The organism is Bartonella sp. AA86SXKL (assembly GCF_042196885.1).
On sequence record NZ_JBHIRE010000002.1, the window covers coordinates 132,527 to 150,184 of the forward strand.

Below are 17,658 nucleotides of genomic sequence, written 5' to 3' on the forward strand. Positions count from 1 at the left end.
TCTTAATTCAAGACAATATTATTTTTAATAATAAAGATTAGGTATTGTTTCACGCTTTTGTTTATCGCATTCTTAATGGGAACATCCCCCTCATGAAGAATAGAATGCCCCAAACAAAATATAATGATATTGCATATTACGCACTTTTTAAGAAATATTGCTCAAAATATACTCCTTTCATTTTACGACAGCGCACGTCCATGATACAATAGCAAGCCATTATAGATCATCAGCTTTAAGATTTTGAAGATACAAGTGGAATCCATCATACATTTTGTTGTCCCCCACGTTTTGACAGCCTCACATCTTAGAATGTTCATTAAATGACATTTGGCTTCCTTTCTTCAAGTGCTTTGCCCCATACGCTCCCATTTATGACGTGCAAGGAAATGTTTTTATATGAAAAGATATATGATGAGAGGATCTTATGGTATTCTGAGTTATTATTTTAATATGAAAAAAATCTCAATCAGAGCCATAAACTATCTACTTTTCCCTGATAGTCCGTTTTTAACTTTATTCTGGTTTATAAAAGCTTCAATATCATAGTTTATCACTTCATAATATCTATTTTCACTCTTAAAAACAAACCAAAATTGTTTAAAATATATTTTTATGATTGACAATATAGATATTTAAGCCAACCATATTCGTATTAACAAAAATACTTCAAGTGGGAGGAGGCATGCAAATATTAGAATAGATATTGTTTTAGTTTTTCAAAATAATTTTTCTTGAGATGTATTGGGTTTTCTTTGCTATAAAGCAATACTATCCCTATTCTTCTGAATGCTCGTAATTGATAATTTGAATACATCTCCATTAACATCATAACTCCATTAACATCGCAACCTATTTTTGAACTCTGTGTCTATAAGGAAAAAGTTTGTGCAGAAAAATACTCCATCAATCAGTTGTAGCCCCTTTCCCGCTTCACGCAAAATTTATCAACAGAGCCTTCTCTTTTCTGATGTGCGCGTACCATTGCGTGAAATTTCACTGGCTGATGGCAGTGGTGAAAAACCTTTAAACGTCTACGATACTTCTGGCCCCTACACAGATAAAGATATGATCATTGATATTACAAAAGGCCTGCCAGCAATTAGCTTGCCTTGGCTCTCTAAGCGGGATGATACTGAAACTTATCCTGCACGATTAGTTAAACCTGAAGATAATGGATTGACTTCTGATAAAAACCTTACACCAGCCTTTAAGCAAAAACGTTCTATTTTACGAGCAAAAAATGGCAAAGCAATTACACAAATGGCTTACGCACGCGCAGGCATTATTACCGAAGAAATGGAATATGTGGCTATACGAGAAAATGAAGGATTAGCAGTAGAAGAACGGCAGAATGTACCATCAAATGAAACATTTGCTGGATCAATACCAGAAATTTATACTGCGGAATTTGTTCGCAATGAAATTGCTTGTGGACGCGCCATTATCCCACAAAACATTAATCATCCAGAATGCGAACCCATGATTATTGGACGTAATTTTCGTGTTAAAATTAATGCCAATATTGGCAATTCAGCAGTGACTTCATCTATGGAAGAAGAAGTTGATAAAATGGTTTGGGCCATTCGCTGGGGAGCAGATACAGTTATGGATCTCTCAACAGGTCGAAACATTCACAATATTCGTGAGTGGATTATTCGAAATGCCCCTGTTCCCATCGGGACTGTTCCTCTGTATCAAGCACTCGAAAAAGTACAGGGTATTGCCGAAAACTTAACATGGGACATTTTCCGTGATACCCTTATTGAGCAAGCAGAGCAAGGGGTTGATTATTTTACCATTCATGCGGGATTAAGACTACCTTTTATCCCTTTGACCGTTGATCGGGTAACAGGTATTGTTTCACGAGGTGGTTCTATTATGGCAAAATGGTGTTTGCATCATCATAAAGAAAGTTTTCTTTATGAACATTTTGATGAAATTTGTGATATTGCAAAAACGTATGACATCTCTCTTTCATTGGGGGATGGATTGCGTCCTGGCTCTATTGCCGATGCCAATGATGAAGCCCAATTTGCAGAGCTTAAAACCTTGGGAGAATTGACAAAAATTGCTTGGAAAAAAGATGTACAGGTTATGATTGAAGGCCCTGGGCATGTCCCAATGCACAAAATTAAAGAAAATATGGAGCAACAATTAGATCTTTGTCATGAGGCGCCTTTTTATACTTTGGGACCTCTTACAACAGACATTGCTCCTGGTTATGACCATATTACATCAGCAATTGGTGCCGCTATGATTGGATGGTTTGGAACTGCTATGTTGTGTTATGTAACACCTAAAGAACACCTAGGACTGCCCGATAGGAATGACGTAAAAACTGGTGTGATTACTTATAAAATTGCTGCTCATGCCGCAGACCTTGCCAAAGGTTTGCCTAGAGCACAATTGCGCGATAATGCTCTTTCGCGTGCACGATTTGATTTTAGATGGCATGATCAATTTAACCTTTCTCTTGATCCAGAAACAGCCTGTGCCTTTCATGATGAGACAATGCCTAAAGAAGCCCATAAATTGGTGCATTTTTGTTCCATGTGTGGACCAAAGTTCTGTTCTATGCGTATTTCCCATGATATTCGTGAGGCAGCCGCAATAAGAAAAACAAAAGGGGAAGGTATGATCGCCATGGCCGAAAAATATCAGAAAAATGGTGACCTTTATATGGAAATTGTTCCTCCTCAAAAAAAGAAAGTAAATAGTTGAAGAACATTCTTATCAAAGGTGCAGGTGTAGGCGGCTTAACAGCTGCCTTTATGTTAAAGCAAAAAGGTGCTTCTGTTACTGTATCAGCCCCCTCTCATTCACCTATAGGAAGTGCTAGTTGGTATGCAGGAGGAATGCTCGCACCTTACTGTGAAAGGGAAAGTGCAGAACAAATTGTTGAAGATCTTGGTGTACAAGCTATACAATGGTGGCGTAAAACGCTCCCCAACCTTGTCATACAAAAAGGCACTTTAGTGGTTGCACCTACACGAGATAGAGGAGAGCTTGAACGATTTTCTGTGCGTACGCATAATCACAAAACCATAGATAATACAGAAATAGCTCATCTTGAACCAGATCTTGCTGAACGTTTTAACTGTGCACTCTTTTATGAAAATGAAGCCCATATTGACCCTCGCAAAGCACTTATGGCTTTAAAAGAAAAGCTTCTCAACAATGGAGCCTGTTTTGTTGATGTAGAGAAGGCTGAAAAAAATTTTGATATTGTTATTGATGCGACAGGAATAGCACGTTTAGGAAAAGATAAAAATATACGGGGCGTACGCGGTGAAATGCTTCTCGTGCGCTGCACCGATATTAAAATTTCGCGTCCAATTCGTCTTCTTCACCCACGGTTTCCTCTTTACATTGTACCTCGACAAGATAATATTTTTATGATTGGTGCAACGATGATTGAAAGTGACTTTGATGGTGCAATCTCTGTAAGATCAATGATGGAACTGCTCAACGCGGCTTATACTTTACATCCTGCTTTTGCTGAAGCAGAAATTATTGAATCTGGCGTTGGTGTTCGTCCATGTTATCCTAATAACTTCCCTTCTGTGCATAAAGATGGTAACTTTATTTCTATTAATGGATTTTATAGACATGGTTTTCTGTTGTCTCCAGAAATGGCAAAACGAGCAATGAAATTGGCATTGGAATAAAGCATGCAAATATTTGTTAATGGTGAAACAGTCCAAACAGAAGTTATGACTCTCGGTCTCTTGCTTGAAGAATTGGGGTATGAAGGGAATTGGCTTGCAACTGCTGTTAACGCTGAAGTTGTTCCTATAGATGCACGAAGCCAATTTGTCTTGCATGAAGGAGATAAAATTGAAATTTTAAGCCCAATGCAAGGAGGCTAAAATTATGCTGAATCTTTATGGACGACAATTCTCTTCCCGTCTTCTATTAGGTACAGCGCAATATCCTTCACCAGCAATCCTTCGTGATGCTATTCATAAATCGAATACGGAAATTGTAACTGTTTCCTTGCGCCGTGAAACTGCAGGAGGAAAACAAGGCGGACAATTTTGGCAATTTCTTCAAGATCTTGGGGTAACAGTGCTTCCTAATACTGCTGGTTGTTATACTGTTAAAGAAGCCGTAACCACAGCGCAATTAGCAAGAGATCTTTTTAAAACAGCTTGGATTAAACTCGAAATTATCGGTAATTCAGACACCTTACAGCCAAATATTTTTTCCTTAATCGAAGCTGCTCAAATTTTAAACAATGAAGGTTTCAAAATTTTTGCCTATACAACGGATGATCTCATTGTTGCTGAAAAACTTTTCGACATTGGTTGCCGTGTTATTATGCCTTGGTGTGCTCCTATTGGTTCTGCCAAAGGACCTCATAATACTGATGGATTGCGTTCTATCCGTGCTTACCTTCCTGATGCTACTCTTGTTATTGATGCCGGCATTGGACGCCCATCACATGCCGCCATTGCGATGGAACTAGGTTATGATGCAGTACTGCTTAATACCGCAGTTGCTAAAGCAGCTGATCCTGTCTTAATGGCTGAAGCATTTTCTAAAGCTGTTCAAGCAGGACGTATGGGATATAAAGCTGGCATGATCGAAGCACGCAATGTAGCAGTCCCTTCAACACCAATCATTGGAAAAGCGGTATTTTCATGAAACTGGATCCATTTTACCTCATCGTTGATAACGCTGATTGGATTGAACGTTTGCTTCCTCTTGGTATCAAGCTCGTACAATTGCGTATGAAACATGAAAATCAACAAATAATCCGTCAACATATTAAGCGTGCAAAAAACATATGCAATAAATTGGGAGCACAATTAATTATTAATGATCATTGGGAAATAGCAATTGATGAAAAGTGTAATTTTATTCATCTGGGACAAGAAGACCTGAGCAATGCTGATCTTCACGCAATTCGTAAAAGTGGTATAAAAGTTGGTCTTAGTACACATGATGAATATGAATTGGATACCGCACTCTCTGCTAATCCTGAGTATATTGCACTTGGTCCTATTTATCCGACAATCTTAAAAAAAATGAAATGGATGCCGCAAGGACTAGAGAAAATCAAACAATGGAGAAAGCGGATTGGTGCTTTACCTTTGGTGGGTATTGGTGGTTTAACACCAGAACGCGCAGTTGGTGTTTTAAAAGCAGGAGCAAATAGTGCTGCTGTTGTGACTGATATTATCCTCCATAAAAAACCTGAAGAACGTGTACAGCAGTGGATAAAAGTGACACAAACATGGCGTTGATACCTTCCATTCTTATTGTTGCGGGCACTGATCCAACAGGAGGTGCTGGTATTGTTCGTGATATAGAAACCACTGCGCATTTTCAAATAAAAGCAAATTTAGCAATTACTTGTGTTAACGTACAAGATGATAATCGCGTTGTCGAAATCATTCCAATGCGTGGAGACCTCGTCGCTGCGCAAATGCGTGCTGCCCTAGAAGCAAATCCAATAAGCGCAATAAAAATCGGTATGACGGGGACAAAAGCAATTATAGCAGTAATCTGTAACGTACTCAAAGACTATCCCCATGTTCCAGTTATTTTGGACCCTGTACTTGTCGCTTCATCAGGAGGAAAACTAATAACGGAAACAATCATCGACACTATGATCGATAAACTGCTTCCTCATGTTGATCTTTTAACACCGAATAGAGAAGAACTCGCTCTTCTTAGCCAAAGTCCATTGGCATCTCATGATAAGCAAGCAATACAACAAGCAAAAAAACTTTTGTCATTGGGAGCTCGCTCTATTTTAGTAAAAGGGGGACATGCAGAAGGTCCTCTTGCAATTGATAGCTTCATTGACAAAACTGAAGTCATAAATATCTCTACTCCACGTTTAAAAGGAACAATGCGAGGAACAGGTTGCATTCTCTCAAGCGCTATTGCAGCGCATTTAGCATTAAATGAACCTCTCATTTCAGCTGTAAAAAAAGCAAAAGCATATATCCACACATTGCTTTTAACCCATTGTAAAAATAGTTTATAACGTCTTAGTATTTTCTTATATAAAAGTAATATTTATATATTTCAATTAATATATTTAATATTTTTAATAAAAGTTATTAAAAAATATAATAATATAAAATTTATACTTAATTTTATAAATAAAATACTACAAAATTCACTTTCATTAAGTATTGAATATAGAATATAATGATAAAAAATATTATCACACCACTTGCATTCAGTAAAAAATTCTTTTATTATGAGTGAGTTTAGTCTGTTTAAAAAGTTAAAATAGCGCAATTTAAACAAATTATACATTTAAAGATGCATATAATCGCGAACACTCGCATTTTACGATTTGCCTTTTTTGTGAAAAGAGAGAAGCCTATCAGCGTTCTTATACATTAATGGCTAGCGAATACATTTAATAAAACTTGAAGGATAATTTTGTTTGATCTATAATCGCTAGATCATTAGAAAAAGTAAAATGTTAAATCAAACGCCTTGCTCAATTTCCTATGAAGAACTCTTAAACTTTTATAAAGAAAGTGGTGCGGATGCCGTTCTGACAGATTTTCCTATTGATCGTTTTAAGCAGTCTGCTTGTTCAGAGAGAAAATTAACGCCTGTTGTTAACATTTCTCATAATCAACAAGCATCTCCCAAAACATCTCCAACCGTAAAATTAGATCATCATCAGCTGCATAACTCTAGGACTATACAAAATGAATCCACAGCTATAGAGAGTGCAAAAAGTGCAAAGACACTTGATGAATTAAAATCTGCTCTCCTTGCATTTAATGGCTGTTCATTAAAATTGACAGCAAAAAATACCTGTTTTTCAGATGGAACAGCAGGAAGCCCCCTGATGCTTATAGGCGAAGCACCAGGACGAGACGAGGATATACAAGGAATTCCTTTTGTGGGAAAAGCTGGGATGTTGCTTAATAAAATCCTCGCATCAATTGGCTTAACAAGAAATAATGTTTACATTGCCAACACTATTCCTTGGCGTCCACCAGGAAATCGTACACCAACACCAAGAGAAGTTGCCTTGTGCCGCCCTTTTATTGAACGGCACATTTATTTAGCGCGTCCTCGTGTTCTTATAGCACTGGGAGGCGTTGCTGCACAGTTTCTTACTGGATCTCAAAATGGGATTATCCGAACAAGAGGGAAATGGCATATCTATGAAAGCGAGGATAATATAAAAATACCTGTTATGCCAACTTTCCACCCAGCTTACCTTCTTAGAACCCCTAGTCAAAAGAAGCTTACATGGATAGACTTCTTAGAAGTAAAAAATCGCCTCGACAGCCTTTTGTAATTCTTTAATCCTATATTGCTTCTAAAATTAACACACCCTTCTTTAACTCTTAAAATACAAATGGGAAAAAACTATGAAACAGCCAATAACATCTATTTATCGTTTGGAAGACTACCAACCAACCCCTTACGTTATCCCTAAAACACAACTTTCTTTCCAATTAGCACCGACAAAAACCTATGTTACAGCCATATTGTCTATTGAATCCCGTCACGATACAAAAGAATTAGCACCTCTTGTTCTTTCTGGTGATGATCTTACTTTAATTTCTGTTTCTATTAATGATGAGATATTAGCCCCAAACACTTATAAAGTGACGCCTTCACGTTTAGAAATTACAACGCCACCAACGGCTCCTTTTACATTGAAATTGGTTACGGAACTGAATCCTGAAAGCAACCGCCAACTTATGGGGCTTTATCTTTCAAATGGTGTTTATTGCTCACAATGCGAATCGGAAGGTTTTCGTCGTATTACTTATTTTTACGACCGCCCAGATGTTCTTTCTACCTATAGAGTGAAAATTGAAGCAGATACCCAAACAATCCCAATCTTGCTTTCAAATGGTAATCTGGTGGAAACAGGAACTTTAGAGAATAATCGCCATTTTGCCATTTGGGAAGATCCTTATCCCAAACCATCTTATCTCTTTGCTTTAGTAGGTGGAGATCTTGATAAGTTAGAAGACCATTTTACAACTGTATCTGGACGACGTATCGAGCTTGGTATCTATGTAGAAAAAGGAAAAACCGAACGCGCAACCTATGCAATGGATGCTCTTAAACGTTCCATGCGTTGGGATGAACAATGTTTCGGACGCGAATATGATCTTGATGTTTTCAATATTGTTGCTGTGTCCGACTTTAACATGGGAGCAATGGAAAACAAAGGCCTTAACGTTTTTAATGATAAATATGTTCTTGTCGATCCTGAAACAGCAACCGATCAGGATTATAGAAATGTTGAACGTGTCATTGCACATGAATATTTCCATAATTGGAGCGGTAATCGTGTTACCTGTCGCGATTGGTTTCAACTCTGTTTAAAAGAAGGATTCACTGTTTATCGTGATCAGGAATTTTCATCAGATCAAAATGTACGCAGCCTACAGCGAATTGAAAATGTAAAAGCATTAAAAGCGACGCAATTTGCAGAAGACGCAGGACCTCTTGCGCATCCTGTACGTCCTCGTCAATATAGCCAAATTAATAATTTTTACACCACAACTGTTTATGAAAAAGGTGCTGAAGTTGTTCGCATGATACGAACTATTTTAGGTCCTACTCTGTTTCGTAAAGGCACTGATCTTTATTTTCAACGTCATGATGGACAAGCTTGTACAATTGAAGATTTTATTACCTGTTTTGCTGAAGTGTCTGGTCAAGACTTCTCCCAATTCATGCTATGGTATGAACAAGCAGGAACACCCAATGTAGAAATCGATAGTCATTATAGCGATGGTGTTTTAACAATTCATACAAAGCAACATATTCCCGCAACCCCACAACAAAATACAAAAAAGCCTATGCTTATCCCTATCGTATTTGGCTTGTTAGGATCTAACGGAGAAAACCTCACCTATGAAGCAGATACAGATATTCAATCAAATGTTATGCTTTTATCCAAGGAAAGCCAAACGTTTACATTAAAGGGACTGCATGAAAAACCCGTTTTATCACTGCTGCGAGACTTTTCAGCACCAATCATTCTACACACTCCATTCAATGAAAGAGAACTTATTTTTCTTGCACAACATGATGACAATCACATCAATCGCTGGCAATCTCTTAATCATTTAATGACGCAAGCTTTGATTCACAGCATTCAAGATAAAACACAAGAAAAAGCAACACTCCCTTCTGCTTTGCTAAAGCTGATTGAAACGATCATAACAGATGAAACCTTAGAGCCTGAATTTCGTGCCTTCTGTTTAAATTTACCTAGTGAAGTTGAGCTTGCTCATACAATCGGTAAAAATATTGATCCAGATCGTATTCATTATGTCCGCCATCAGTTTTTAGCTTCACTTGCACAAACTCATCAAGAGCTCTTAACAAAATTCTATGGACAAATGCAAACCCAAGAGCCCTATTCACCAAACACAGCACAAGCTGGAAAGCGAGCATTAAAGAATATCATACTGGATTACCTTTCCATTGCTGAAGCCAATCCAAATCGAGCTGCTATACAGTATGCAACAGCTGATAATATGACTGACCGTATGGCGAGTATCGCTGTTCTCGTGAAGCGTTTTAATGAAAGTGAGCAGGCACAAAATGCCTTAAATGATTTTGAAAACCGCTATCAGCATGACCCTTTGGTCATGGATAAATGGTTTTCTATTCAAGCAATGGTTGCTGGCACATCAACACTCGAGAATGTTCAAAAGCTCATGCAACATCCGCTTTTTTCACAAGATAATCCTAATCGTGTACGTTCCCTAATCGGTGTTTTTGCCTCTAACAATCTCACGGGCTTTAATAGGATGGATGGAGCGTCTTATCATTTTCTTTGCCAAGTCATTTTGGAAATTGACAAAAAAAATCCACAGCTTGCTTCACGATTATTAACAATGATGCGCTCTTGGCGACAATTAGAACCTATTCGACAACAAAAACTTGAAACTGAATTAAAAATGATTGCTGCTGCGCCAAAATTATCAAGCGATGTTGCTGATATCATCAACCGTCTGCTCACTTGAAACAAAAAAATATTTTAAATCAATATGCTATAATATTTTTTAAAATAAATTCTATAAACTATTCGATCATCATTAAATCTATAAACAGGCAATCTAAGCCTGTTTATAGATCACGTTTAAAGTACTTTTTTCTTTTCATATTCCAAAATCATAAAAGTAAAATTATTTTTTTTAAAAAAAAGACTGGACAGAAGACTCCTGTTTTGATTCATTGCACTCGATGGGGTTACTATGAATATCGAAGCAGTTTTTAAATCACATTATTCCAGAATTAAAGGAACGCGAGATGGCTAAATTGGACGCATATAATGCGCCAAGGGAGGTGTATGCTGATTCAAAATCAAGCGCTCAAAGTCGCAAGAAGCGGACAGAGCGTACCAATCTATTTTCTGGTTCTGCCTATAAAAAACTTCTTTTTATTGAACCTTGGCTGCGACGTTCACTCCCATTTGTAATTCTTGCATTTCTTGTTATACTAGCAGCAATCCGTTTCCTATCAATCTATGATTGGCGCAACACAATTGATAAAAACACGCATTCTACCATCACTCTCTTAGCTTCTCATATTACCAATACAATCGACCGTGACTTACTTGCCGCCACTCGACAAGGAAAAGCTGCTGCTCTTTCTCATAATCATTTACAAAATATCCTAACCAATTTTCGTAACAAAGGTTTTATAAAAACCAGCGCTGTTATTGCTATTGTCGATCAAAAAGGCAATGTCCTAGCTTCATCAAGTTCCGAGATTGTCTTAGGAAAACCCTTACAGGATTTTACCTCTGAAAGCATTACTTTACAAGCTCTAGGAAAACATGCTGGAATCATGAAAATTACAATAGGAAAAGATATTCCTGCTCTTGCTTCCTTTCAGCAAACAGAAAATGGACAATATGGGGTATTCATCAGTAAAAAAATGCAACATATTTACATGGAATGGCGGAAAGCTCTCTCGTTAAATATAACCATGTTCATTGGAACTAGTGGCGTTATCCTCGCTCTTCTTTATGCTTATTATAACCAAATTGTACGAGCACGCAAAACAGATCTTGTTTCAGAAAAAATTCAAAACCGTATTGATATGGCAATGATGCGTGGACGCTGTGGACTATGGGATTGGAATATGGCAAGTGGACGCGTCTACTGGTCACGAGCAATGTACGAAATGCTCGGCTATGTCCCTCAAGATGCATTGCTCTCAATTTCCCAAATTAGCGCCATTATCAATCCAAATGATGCGAATTTTTTTGACCTTGCTCAGGAATTAATGAGCGGTAAAAAAAAGCATATCGATATTAACGTTCCTATGCGTCATGCTGATGGTCATTATGTATGGATGCGCATTCGTGCCGAAGTGACTGAAGAAGAAGAACCCCATTTGGTTGGTATTTCCTTCGATATTAGTGAACAGCAACAATTGGCTGAACAAACGGCGCAAGCCGACCTTCGTATCCGTGATGCGATTGAAAACATTTCAGAATCTTTCGTCTTGTGGGATGCTGAAGGACGTTTAGTCATGTCCAACAGCAAATTTTGCGAATATGCCGCTATTCCTAAACAAATTCTACAATCAGGTATCCAACGTGCAACCGTCGAAGCCATGGCACGCCCTGCACTCAGTGAATATCCCCTTAAAGATGATGGTACTGGTAACTTAACCAGTATTCGCCAAACGGCAGATGGTTGTTGGCTCAAAATTAACGAACGACGAACCCAAGATGGAGGATTGGTTTGTATTGGTACTGATATTTCTGAGCTTAAACAACAACAGGAAAAATTTGAAGACAGTGAAAGGCGTCTTTTTTCTTTCATTCAAGAACTCAAGCGCGCGCGAGGGAGTGCTCAACAACGCGCAACAGAAGTTGAAAAACTTAATAAAAGTTTGAAAGCAGAAAAAGAACGCGCCGAAAGTGCTAATAAGGCTAAATCAGAATTTTTAGCCAATATGTCTCATGAATTGCGCACGCCTCTGAATGCTATTCTTGGTTTTTCAGACATCATGTTGCAATCAACTTTTGGTCCTCTTGGTTCACAACGCTATAAGGAATATATGCATGATATTTACAATTCAGGAACCCATCTTCTAACCCTTATCAATGACATCCTTGATATGTCAAAAATCGAAGCAGGAAGATTTACGCTTGATTGTAAAAATACCGATCTTGAGCCCATCATTAGTGAAGCAGTACGAACATTAACGCCTCAAGCTCAAGAAAAAAATATTGTTGTTACAACAAACATTACCCCAGAACTTCATGCTGAAGTTGATGGTCGTGCAATGAAACAGATTTTCCTTAATCTCATCTCTAATGCCGTTAAATTTACGCCTTCTGGTGGAAATATTGATGTCTGCGCTTTCAAGAAAAAAAATAATCTTATTTTTAAAATTACAGATACAGGTGTTGGTATTCCCCAATCAGCAATTAAAAAACTTGGGCAACCTTTTGAACAAGTTGAAAATCAGCTTACTAAATCTCATACGGGCTCAGGTCTTGGCTTAGCCATTTCACGCTCCTTGCTAGAACTCCACAAAGGAAAACTTGAAATTACTTCAAAAGAAATGAAAGGAACAACTGTAACGATTATAATGCCCATCACACAAAGTTAAATTTCTCCATTTTGTTCTCGTTGTAGTAAAATCTGTTTCCGTTTGTCCCCCCAACGATACCCTGAAATAAAACCATTTTTACGCACAACACGATGACAAGGAATGATAACAGCCAATTCGTTACGTGCACAGGCATTAGCAACGGCACGAAAAGCTTTCGGCATACCAATACGGCACGCTAAGATCTCATAGGAAATTGTTTCACCACATGGTATATCACATAATACTGCCCATACTTGTCGTTGAAAAACTGTACCATTTATATCTAAGGGAAAATTATATTTTTTTACCAGCTTAGGTGTTTCTATCATGGCTATAATATGGGCAACTTCTCTCTTAAATGTATTGTCACCTACAACTTGTTGTGCATCACCAAAGCGTATCGTAAACTCCTGTAATAATTGCTCTATAGTGTCTCCTAACGCTATATGACAAATCCCTTTTTGAGACCTAGCCACCAAAAGCTTTCCTATTGATACATCTTTCAAACAGAATACTCTTGTTTGGGAAATGTTCAGCATTTTAGCCTTCTTTATATTTTAAATAAGTCTTGAACATCATCAATAAAGTAAAAGGAGAGTATTCACTATCTTTTAAAAACAAACAAAATCATTCTGAAATTATATCCTTAGCCATTGTATTAAAATACACTCTCACCCTTTTATGAAATGGAAAGATACATAGATTGACTGTCTTCCTACCCTAAAACAGAAACTTCGACCAGAGCCGATCTATCAACAATCTTGCTTTTTATATAACAGATTCCAACTGAAACCATTTTATATGGTTTATTTCATAAGCTCTCTACAGACAAATCCTGTCCTGAATTCTATCATACACTCTAACAAAAAACACCTTAATGTGGTAAATTTTCATACCTTATATCACAGCTCTAAACGGCAGTATTTTACGGAAAAACACGATAAGCTTCCCATTTCATTTTACGAAATCCCATCGAACCATAAATAATGGCTTATGTTTTACAAGCAACAGAAAAAGCGCGTGCTCTCTTAAGCAAAAAACGTCATAAAACACAAAATATGCCGGCAATGGATTGGAAAGATGTTCTGGCTTTTTATGCTCCACGTATGCTTGAATATTCTAATTTGTTGGAGCACTGTTATTATTTTTTTATCAAAGGTCATACTTTTGATAGACTGATGAGATGACTCAACTCAAAAAAGAAATTTATCTTCAATTTTATGAAAAAAAGCATGGAAAAGGTATTTTAATGCTTACTTTCTTTGTCACTTAACTTATAAAATGATTGTAGCCTCAGAACTGAAATATTTTGCCCGCAACAATCGCACATAGATATTTGTCATAGGAAAAAGTCATGCCCAAACGCACAGATATAAAATCTATTCTTATCATCGGAGCAGGACCTATTATCATTGGTCAGGCATGTGAATTTGATTATTCAGGCACTCAAGCCTGTAAAGCATTAAAAGAAGAAGGTTACCGAATTATTTTGGTAAATTCTAATCCTGCCACGATTATGACAGATCCAGATCTAGCTGATGCAACTTATATAGAGCCCATTACTCCTGAAATAGTTGCCAAAATTATTGCCCACGAGCGTCCCGATGCCCTTTTACCCACTATGGGAGGACAAACAGCCCTCAATACTGCTTTATCATTAAAGCGTATGGGTATTTTAGACCGCTATCATGTTGAAATGATAGGAGCCAATGCTGATGCTATTGATAAAGCTGAAGATCGTGCTTTATTCCGCCAAGCGATGGCAAAAATCGGTTTGGAAACGCCACGCTCTATGTTAGCCAATGCAACAGAACTGAAAGAAGAAAATCGCCAACAACACGCAAAAACGTGTGCTGAACTTAAAGCCAAGCTTTCTGGTGCTGCGCTTGACAAAGCACTCGAAGAACTTGAGCGCAACTGGCGACATACCGAAGCTGATCGCAAACAACATTATATCGCCCATGCAACAGCAAAAGCAGTTCAAGCTCTTGATGTTGTCGGGCTTCCAGCTATTATTCGTCCTTCATTTACCCTTGGTGGAACTGGTGGTGGAATTGCTTATAACCGCTCTGAATTCTATGAAATTATTGAACGTGGGCTTGAAGCTTCACCAACAACAGAAGTATTAATTGAAGAAAGTGTTTTAGGGTGGAAAGAATATGAGATGGAAGTTGTTCGTGATAAGAACGACAATTGTATCATCGTTTGTTCTATTGAAAACATTGATCCGATGGGGATTCATACCGGTGATTCGATCACTGTAGCACCTGCTCTCACCTTAACCGATAAAGAATATCAATGTATGCGTAATGCTTCGATTGCTGTTTTGCGTGAAATTGGTGTTGAAACGGGGGGATCCAATGTACAGTTTGCTGTCAATCCTGAAAATGGGCGCCTCATTGTTATTGAAATGAATCCGCGTGTTTCTCGCTCTTCAGCGCTTGCCTCAAAAGCAACGGGGTTTCCCATTGCTAAAGTAGCGGCTAAACTGGCTGTTGGTTATACACTTGATGAATTAAAAAATGATATCACGGGTGGTGCAACACCAGCATCATTTGAGCCTTCTATTGACTATATTGTGACAAAAATTCCTCGTTTTGCGTTCGAAAAATTTCCCGGTTCATCACCTGTCCTCACAACTGCGATGAAATCTGTAGGAGAAGTCATGGCAATTGGACGCACTTTTCAAGAATCGTTACAAAAAGCACTCCGTGGACTTGAAACAGAGCTTACGGGGCTTGATGAAATTGTGATTCCAGAGCATGCTGAAGGGGATGAAAAAAGTTCTATACGCTCCGCCATTGCCATACCAAGCCCTGATCGTCTACGCTATATTGCTCAAGCCATGCGCACAGGCTTACCCTTAAATGAGATTCACCAAATTAGCAAAATTGATCCGTGGTTTTTAGAACAAATAGCCTCCATCATTGAAATGGAACAGCGTATCCGCATTCATGGATTACCCCAAGACGCAGATAACTTACGTATGTTAAAAGCTATGGGCTTTTCAGATGCGCGATTAGCCTCCCTTACAGGGAAAGAACCCGATTATATCGCAGCTTTACGCAAATCACTGAATGTTAAACACGTCTTCAAACGGATTGATACTTGTGCCGCTGAATTTTCTTCTCCTACAGCCTATATGTATTCAACATATGAAGTTCCCTTTGCAGGTGTAGAGCACTCGGAAGCACACGTTTCTGAACGCAAAAAAATTGCTATTTTAGGCGGTGGACCAAACCGCATTGGGCAAGGTATTGAATTTGATTACTGTTGCTGCCACGCTGCTTTTGCACTGCGTGATGCAGGATTTGAAGCGATTATGATTAACTGTAATCCTGAAACAGTTTCAACCGACTATGATACCTCTGATCGCCTTTACTTTGAATCTTTAACAACAGAAGACGTTATCGCTATTTTAGAAGCAGAACAGGAAAAAGGAGATTTGGTTGGAGTCATCGTCCAATTTGGCGGACAAACACCCTTGAAATTGGCAAGCGCTCTAGAAAAACACAACATCCCCATCCTAGGTACTTCACCTGACGCTATCGACTTAGCAGAAGATAGAGATCGCTTTCAAAAACTGTTATTTAAACTTAATTTAACACAACCTCAAAATGGTATTGCCCACTCCATTGAACAAGCACGCCTCATTGCCCACGAACTAGGCTTTCCCTTGGTTGTACGTCCCTCTTATGTTTTAGGAGGACGTGCTATGCAAATTATCCGTGATGAACGTAGCTTACAAAATTATTTACTTGAGAGTGTCCCCGAATTAATTTCAGAAGATATCAAAGTCCGTTATCCTAACGACACAACAGGACAAATCAATATATTGCTTGGTAAAAATCCGCTTCTCTTTGATACCTATTTAACAGAAGCAATTGAAGTAGATGTTGATTGTCTATGTGATGGCAAAGAAACACTAATCGTTGGTATTATGGAACATATTGAAGAAGCTGGTATCCACTCTGGTGATTCAGCATGTTCTCTACCAGTCCATACGCTCTCAAATAAAATAGTTACTGAATTAGAGCGCCAAACCAAAGCATTAGCACAAGCACTTCATGTTCGCGGCTTAATGAATGTACAATATGCTATAAAAGATGACACCATTTATGTCTTAGAAGTCAATCCCCGTGCTTCACGTACTGTCCCATTTGTTGCAAAAACGATTGGTCGCCCTATTGCTAAAATGGCTGCACGTATTATGGCAGGAGAAACGCTTCATGATGCTCTTCAAGCTTATGGTGGATTACCTTCTTTGCAGAAAAAACAACATATTGCTGTCAAGGAAGCAGTATTTCCTTTTGCTCGTTTTTCAGGTGTTGATACACTTCTTGGTCCAGAAATGCGCTCAACCGGTGAAGTTATGGGTCTTGACTATGAATTTTCGCTTGCTTTTGCTAAAGCCCAACTTGGAGCTGGTGTAAAACTCCCTAAAGAGGGAACTTTGTTCGTTTCTGTAAGGGATGAAGATAAAAAACGCATCTTAAATCCTGTAAAACGTTTAACTGAGCTTGGCTTTTCTGTTGTCGCCACAAGTGGAACACAAAAATTTCTCACCGAACACCACGTTGAAGCAAAAAAAATCAACAAAGTTCTAGAGGGACACCCCCATATTGAAGATGCTATTCGTAATCGCCAAATTCAATTGATTTTTAATACAACTAGCACTGCCAGTGCCATCTCAGACTCAAAATCATTACGTTATGCAGCACTCATGCAAAATGTTCCCTATTATACAACAATATCTGGAGCCGAAGCCGTCGTAGAAGCGATCAAAGCACTCAAAAAAAGGCACCTTGAGGTACGTTCACTACAAAGTTATTTTAGTTGAATTTTTTTCTACTTAGCAAAATGTACACTGTTTTCTTATTTTTTCTTTATATAAAAATTGATTAAGACTTGCTTTTTGTTCTAAAAACTTTTATAGAGGTTTCATCGAATTTTCGGTTACGTGACTTTCTTTCCTGTGCAATCTGCACTTTCGACGAAACTTCTCCCACCTAATTTCGATCTACAACCGTATTGAAGGAATAAAAGCTTCAATGCTCAATATAATTATATATTCTAAGG

The 17,658-nt window shown here is 38.1% G+C and carries 12 protein-coding genes; 11 read left to right on the forward strand and 1 reads right to left on the reverse strand.

The features are described from left to right. Positions 1 to 888: 888 nt before the first annotated feature. The 9 genes from thiC (at position 889) to ACFIO5_RS01850 (ending at position 12,597) form a co-directional block, all read left to right on the forward strand. Positions 889 to 2,724, forward strand: coding sequence for a phosphomethylpyrimidine synthase ThiC (gene thiC / locus ACFIO5_RS01810; RefSeq protein WP_375617627.1), 1,836 nt, complete (start codon positions 889 to 891; stop codon positions 2,722 to 2,724). Then, on the forward strand, positions 2,721 to 3,671 hold the full coding sequence (thiO, locus tag ACFIO5_RS01815) for a glycine oxidase ThiO (protein ID WP_375617626.1): 951 nt from the start codon (positions 2,721 to 2,723) through the stop codon (positions 3,669 to 3,671). Before thiC ends, thiO begins: the two co-directional genes overlap by 4 nt. 3 nt (positions 3,672 to 3,674) lie before the next feature. After that, positions 3,675 to 3,872 (forward strand): sulfur carrier protein ThiS, encoded by a 198-nt coding sequence (thiS, locus tag ACFIO5_RS01820; RefSeq protein WP_273791115.1) that lies wholly within the window; start codon positions 3,675 to 3,677, stop codon positions 3,870 to 3,872. A 4-nt stretch (positions 3,873 to 3,876) separates the two neighbouring features. Continuing rightward, complete coding sequence (locus ACFIO5_RS01825) at positions 3,877 to 4,650, forward strand: thiazole synthase (RefSeq protein ID WP_375617625.1); 774 nt, start codon at positions 3,877 to 3,879, stop codon at positions 4,648 to 4,650. After that, a complete protein-coding gene (locus tag ACFIO5_RS01830; RefSeq protein WP_375634178.1) occupies positions 4,647 to 5,252 on the forward strand; it encodes a thiamine phosphate synthase in 606 nt (201 codons plus the stop codon). The genes ACFIO5_RS01825 and ACFIO5_RS01830 overlap by 4 nt, the downstream gene beginning before the upstream one ends. Then, on the forward strand, positions 5,243 to 6,001 hold the full coding sequence (locus tag ACFIO5_RS01835) for a hydroxymethylpyrimidine/phosphomethylpyrimidine kinase (protein WP_375634300.1): 759 nt from the start codon (positions 5,243 to 5,245) through the stop codon (positions 5,999 to 6,001). Before ACFIO5_RS01830 ends, ACFIO5_RS01835 begins: the two co-directional genes overlap by 10 nt. 447 nt (positions 6,002 to 6,448) lie before the next feature. Continuing rightward, a complete protein-coding gene (locus ACFIO5_RS01840; protein WP_375634182.1) occupies positions 6,449 to 7,288 on the forward strand; it encodes a uracil-DNA glycosylase in 840 nt (279 codons plus the stop codon). A 73-nt stretch (positions 7,289 to 7,361) separates the two neighbouring features. Then, positions 7,362 to 9,989, forward strand: coding sequence for an aminopeptidase N (pepN, locus tag ACFIO5_RS01845; RefSeq protein ID WP_375634185.1), 2,628 nt, complete (start codon positions 7,362 to 7,364; stop codon positions 9,987 to 9,989). A 286-nt stretch (positions 9,990 to 10,275) separates the two neighbouring features. After that, on the forward strand, positions 10,276 to 12,597 hold the full coding sequence (locus ACFIO5_RS01850; protein WP_375634187.1) for a sensor histidine kinase: 2,322 nt from the start codon (positions 10,276 to 10,278) through the stop codon (positions 12,595 to 12,597). Here the strand turns inward: ACFIO5_RS01850 and ACFIO5_RS01855 are convergent. Continuing rightward, a complete protein-coding gene (locus ACFIO5_RS01855) occupies positions 12,594 to 13,118 on the reverse strand; it encodes a methylated-DNA--[protein]-cysteine S-methyltransferase (protein ID WP_375620707.1) in 525 nt (174 codons plus the stop codon). The genes ACFIO5_RS01850 and ACFIO5_RS01855 overlap by 4 nt on opposite strands. A gap of 447 nt (positions 13,119 to 13,565) precedes the next feature. Here ACFIO5_RS01855 and ACFIO5_RS01860 point away from each other — a divergent pair, with 447 nt between their 5' ends. Further along, positions 13,566 to 13,766, forward strand: coding sequence for a hypothetical protein (locus ACFIO5_RS01860; protein ID WP_375634312.1), 201 nt, complete (start codon positions 13,566 to 13,568; stop codon positions 13,764 to 13,766). 167 nt (positions 13,767 to 13,933) lie between these two features. Continuing rightward, positions 13,934 to 17,419, forward strand: a complete 3,486-nt coding sequence (carB, locus tag ACFIO5_RS01865) for a carbamoyl-phosphate synthase large subunit (RefSeq protein WP_375634189.1) — start codon at positions 13,934 to 13,936, stop codon at positions 17,417 to 17,419. Positions 17,420 to 17,658 lie beyond the last annotated feature (239 nt).

What these genes read in the sequence shown, in the direction of transcription:
- thiS (WP_273791115.1), top strand. Translation starts at nt 3,675, where the DNA reads ATGCAAATATTTGTTAATGGTGAAACAGTCCAAACAGAAGTTATGACT.
- ACFIO5_RS01825 (WP_375617625.1), top strand. Translation starts at nt 3,877, where the DNA reads ATGCTGAATCTTTATGGACGACAATTCTCTTCCCGTCTTCTATTAGGT.
- ACFIO5_RS01830 (WP_375634178.1), top strand. Translation starts at nt 4,647, where the DNA reads ATGAAACTGGATCCATTTTACCTCATCGTTGATAACGCTGATTGGATT.
- ACFIO5_RS01835 (WP_375634300.1), top strand. Translation starts at nt 5,243, where the DNA reads ATGGCGTTGATACCTTCCATTCTTATTGTTGCGGGCACTGATCCAACA.
- ACFIO5_RS01840 (WP_375634182.1), top strand. Translation starts at nt 6,449, where the DNA reads ATGTTAAATCAAACGCCTTGCTCAATTTCCTATGAAGAACTCTTAAAC.
- pepN (WP_375634185.1), top strand. Translation starts at nt 7,362, where the DNA reads ATGAAACAGCCAATAACATCTATTTATCGTTTGGAAGACTACCAACCA.
- ACFIO5_RS01850 (WP_375634187.1), top strand. Translation starts at nt 10,276, where the DNA reads ATGGCTAAATTGGACGCATATAATGCGCCAAGGGAGGTGTATGCTGAT.
- ACFIO5_RS01855 (WP_375620707.1), bottom strand. Translation starts at nt 13,118, where the DNA reads ATGCTGAACATTTCCCAAACAAGAGTATTCTGTTTGAAAGATGTATCA.
- ACFIO5_RS01860 (WP_375634312.1), top strand. Translation starts at nt 13,566, where the DNA reads ATGGCTTATGTTTTACAAGCAACAGAAAAAGCGCGTGCTCTCTTAAGC.
- carB (WP_375634189.1), top strand. Translation starts at nt 13,934, where the DNA reads ATGCCCAAACGCACAGATATAAAATCTATTCTTATCATCGGAGCAGGA.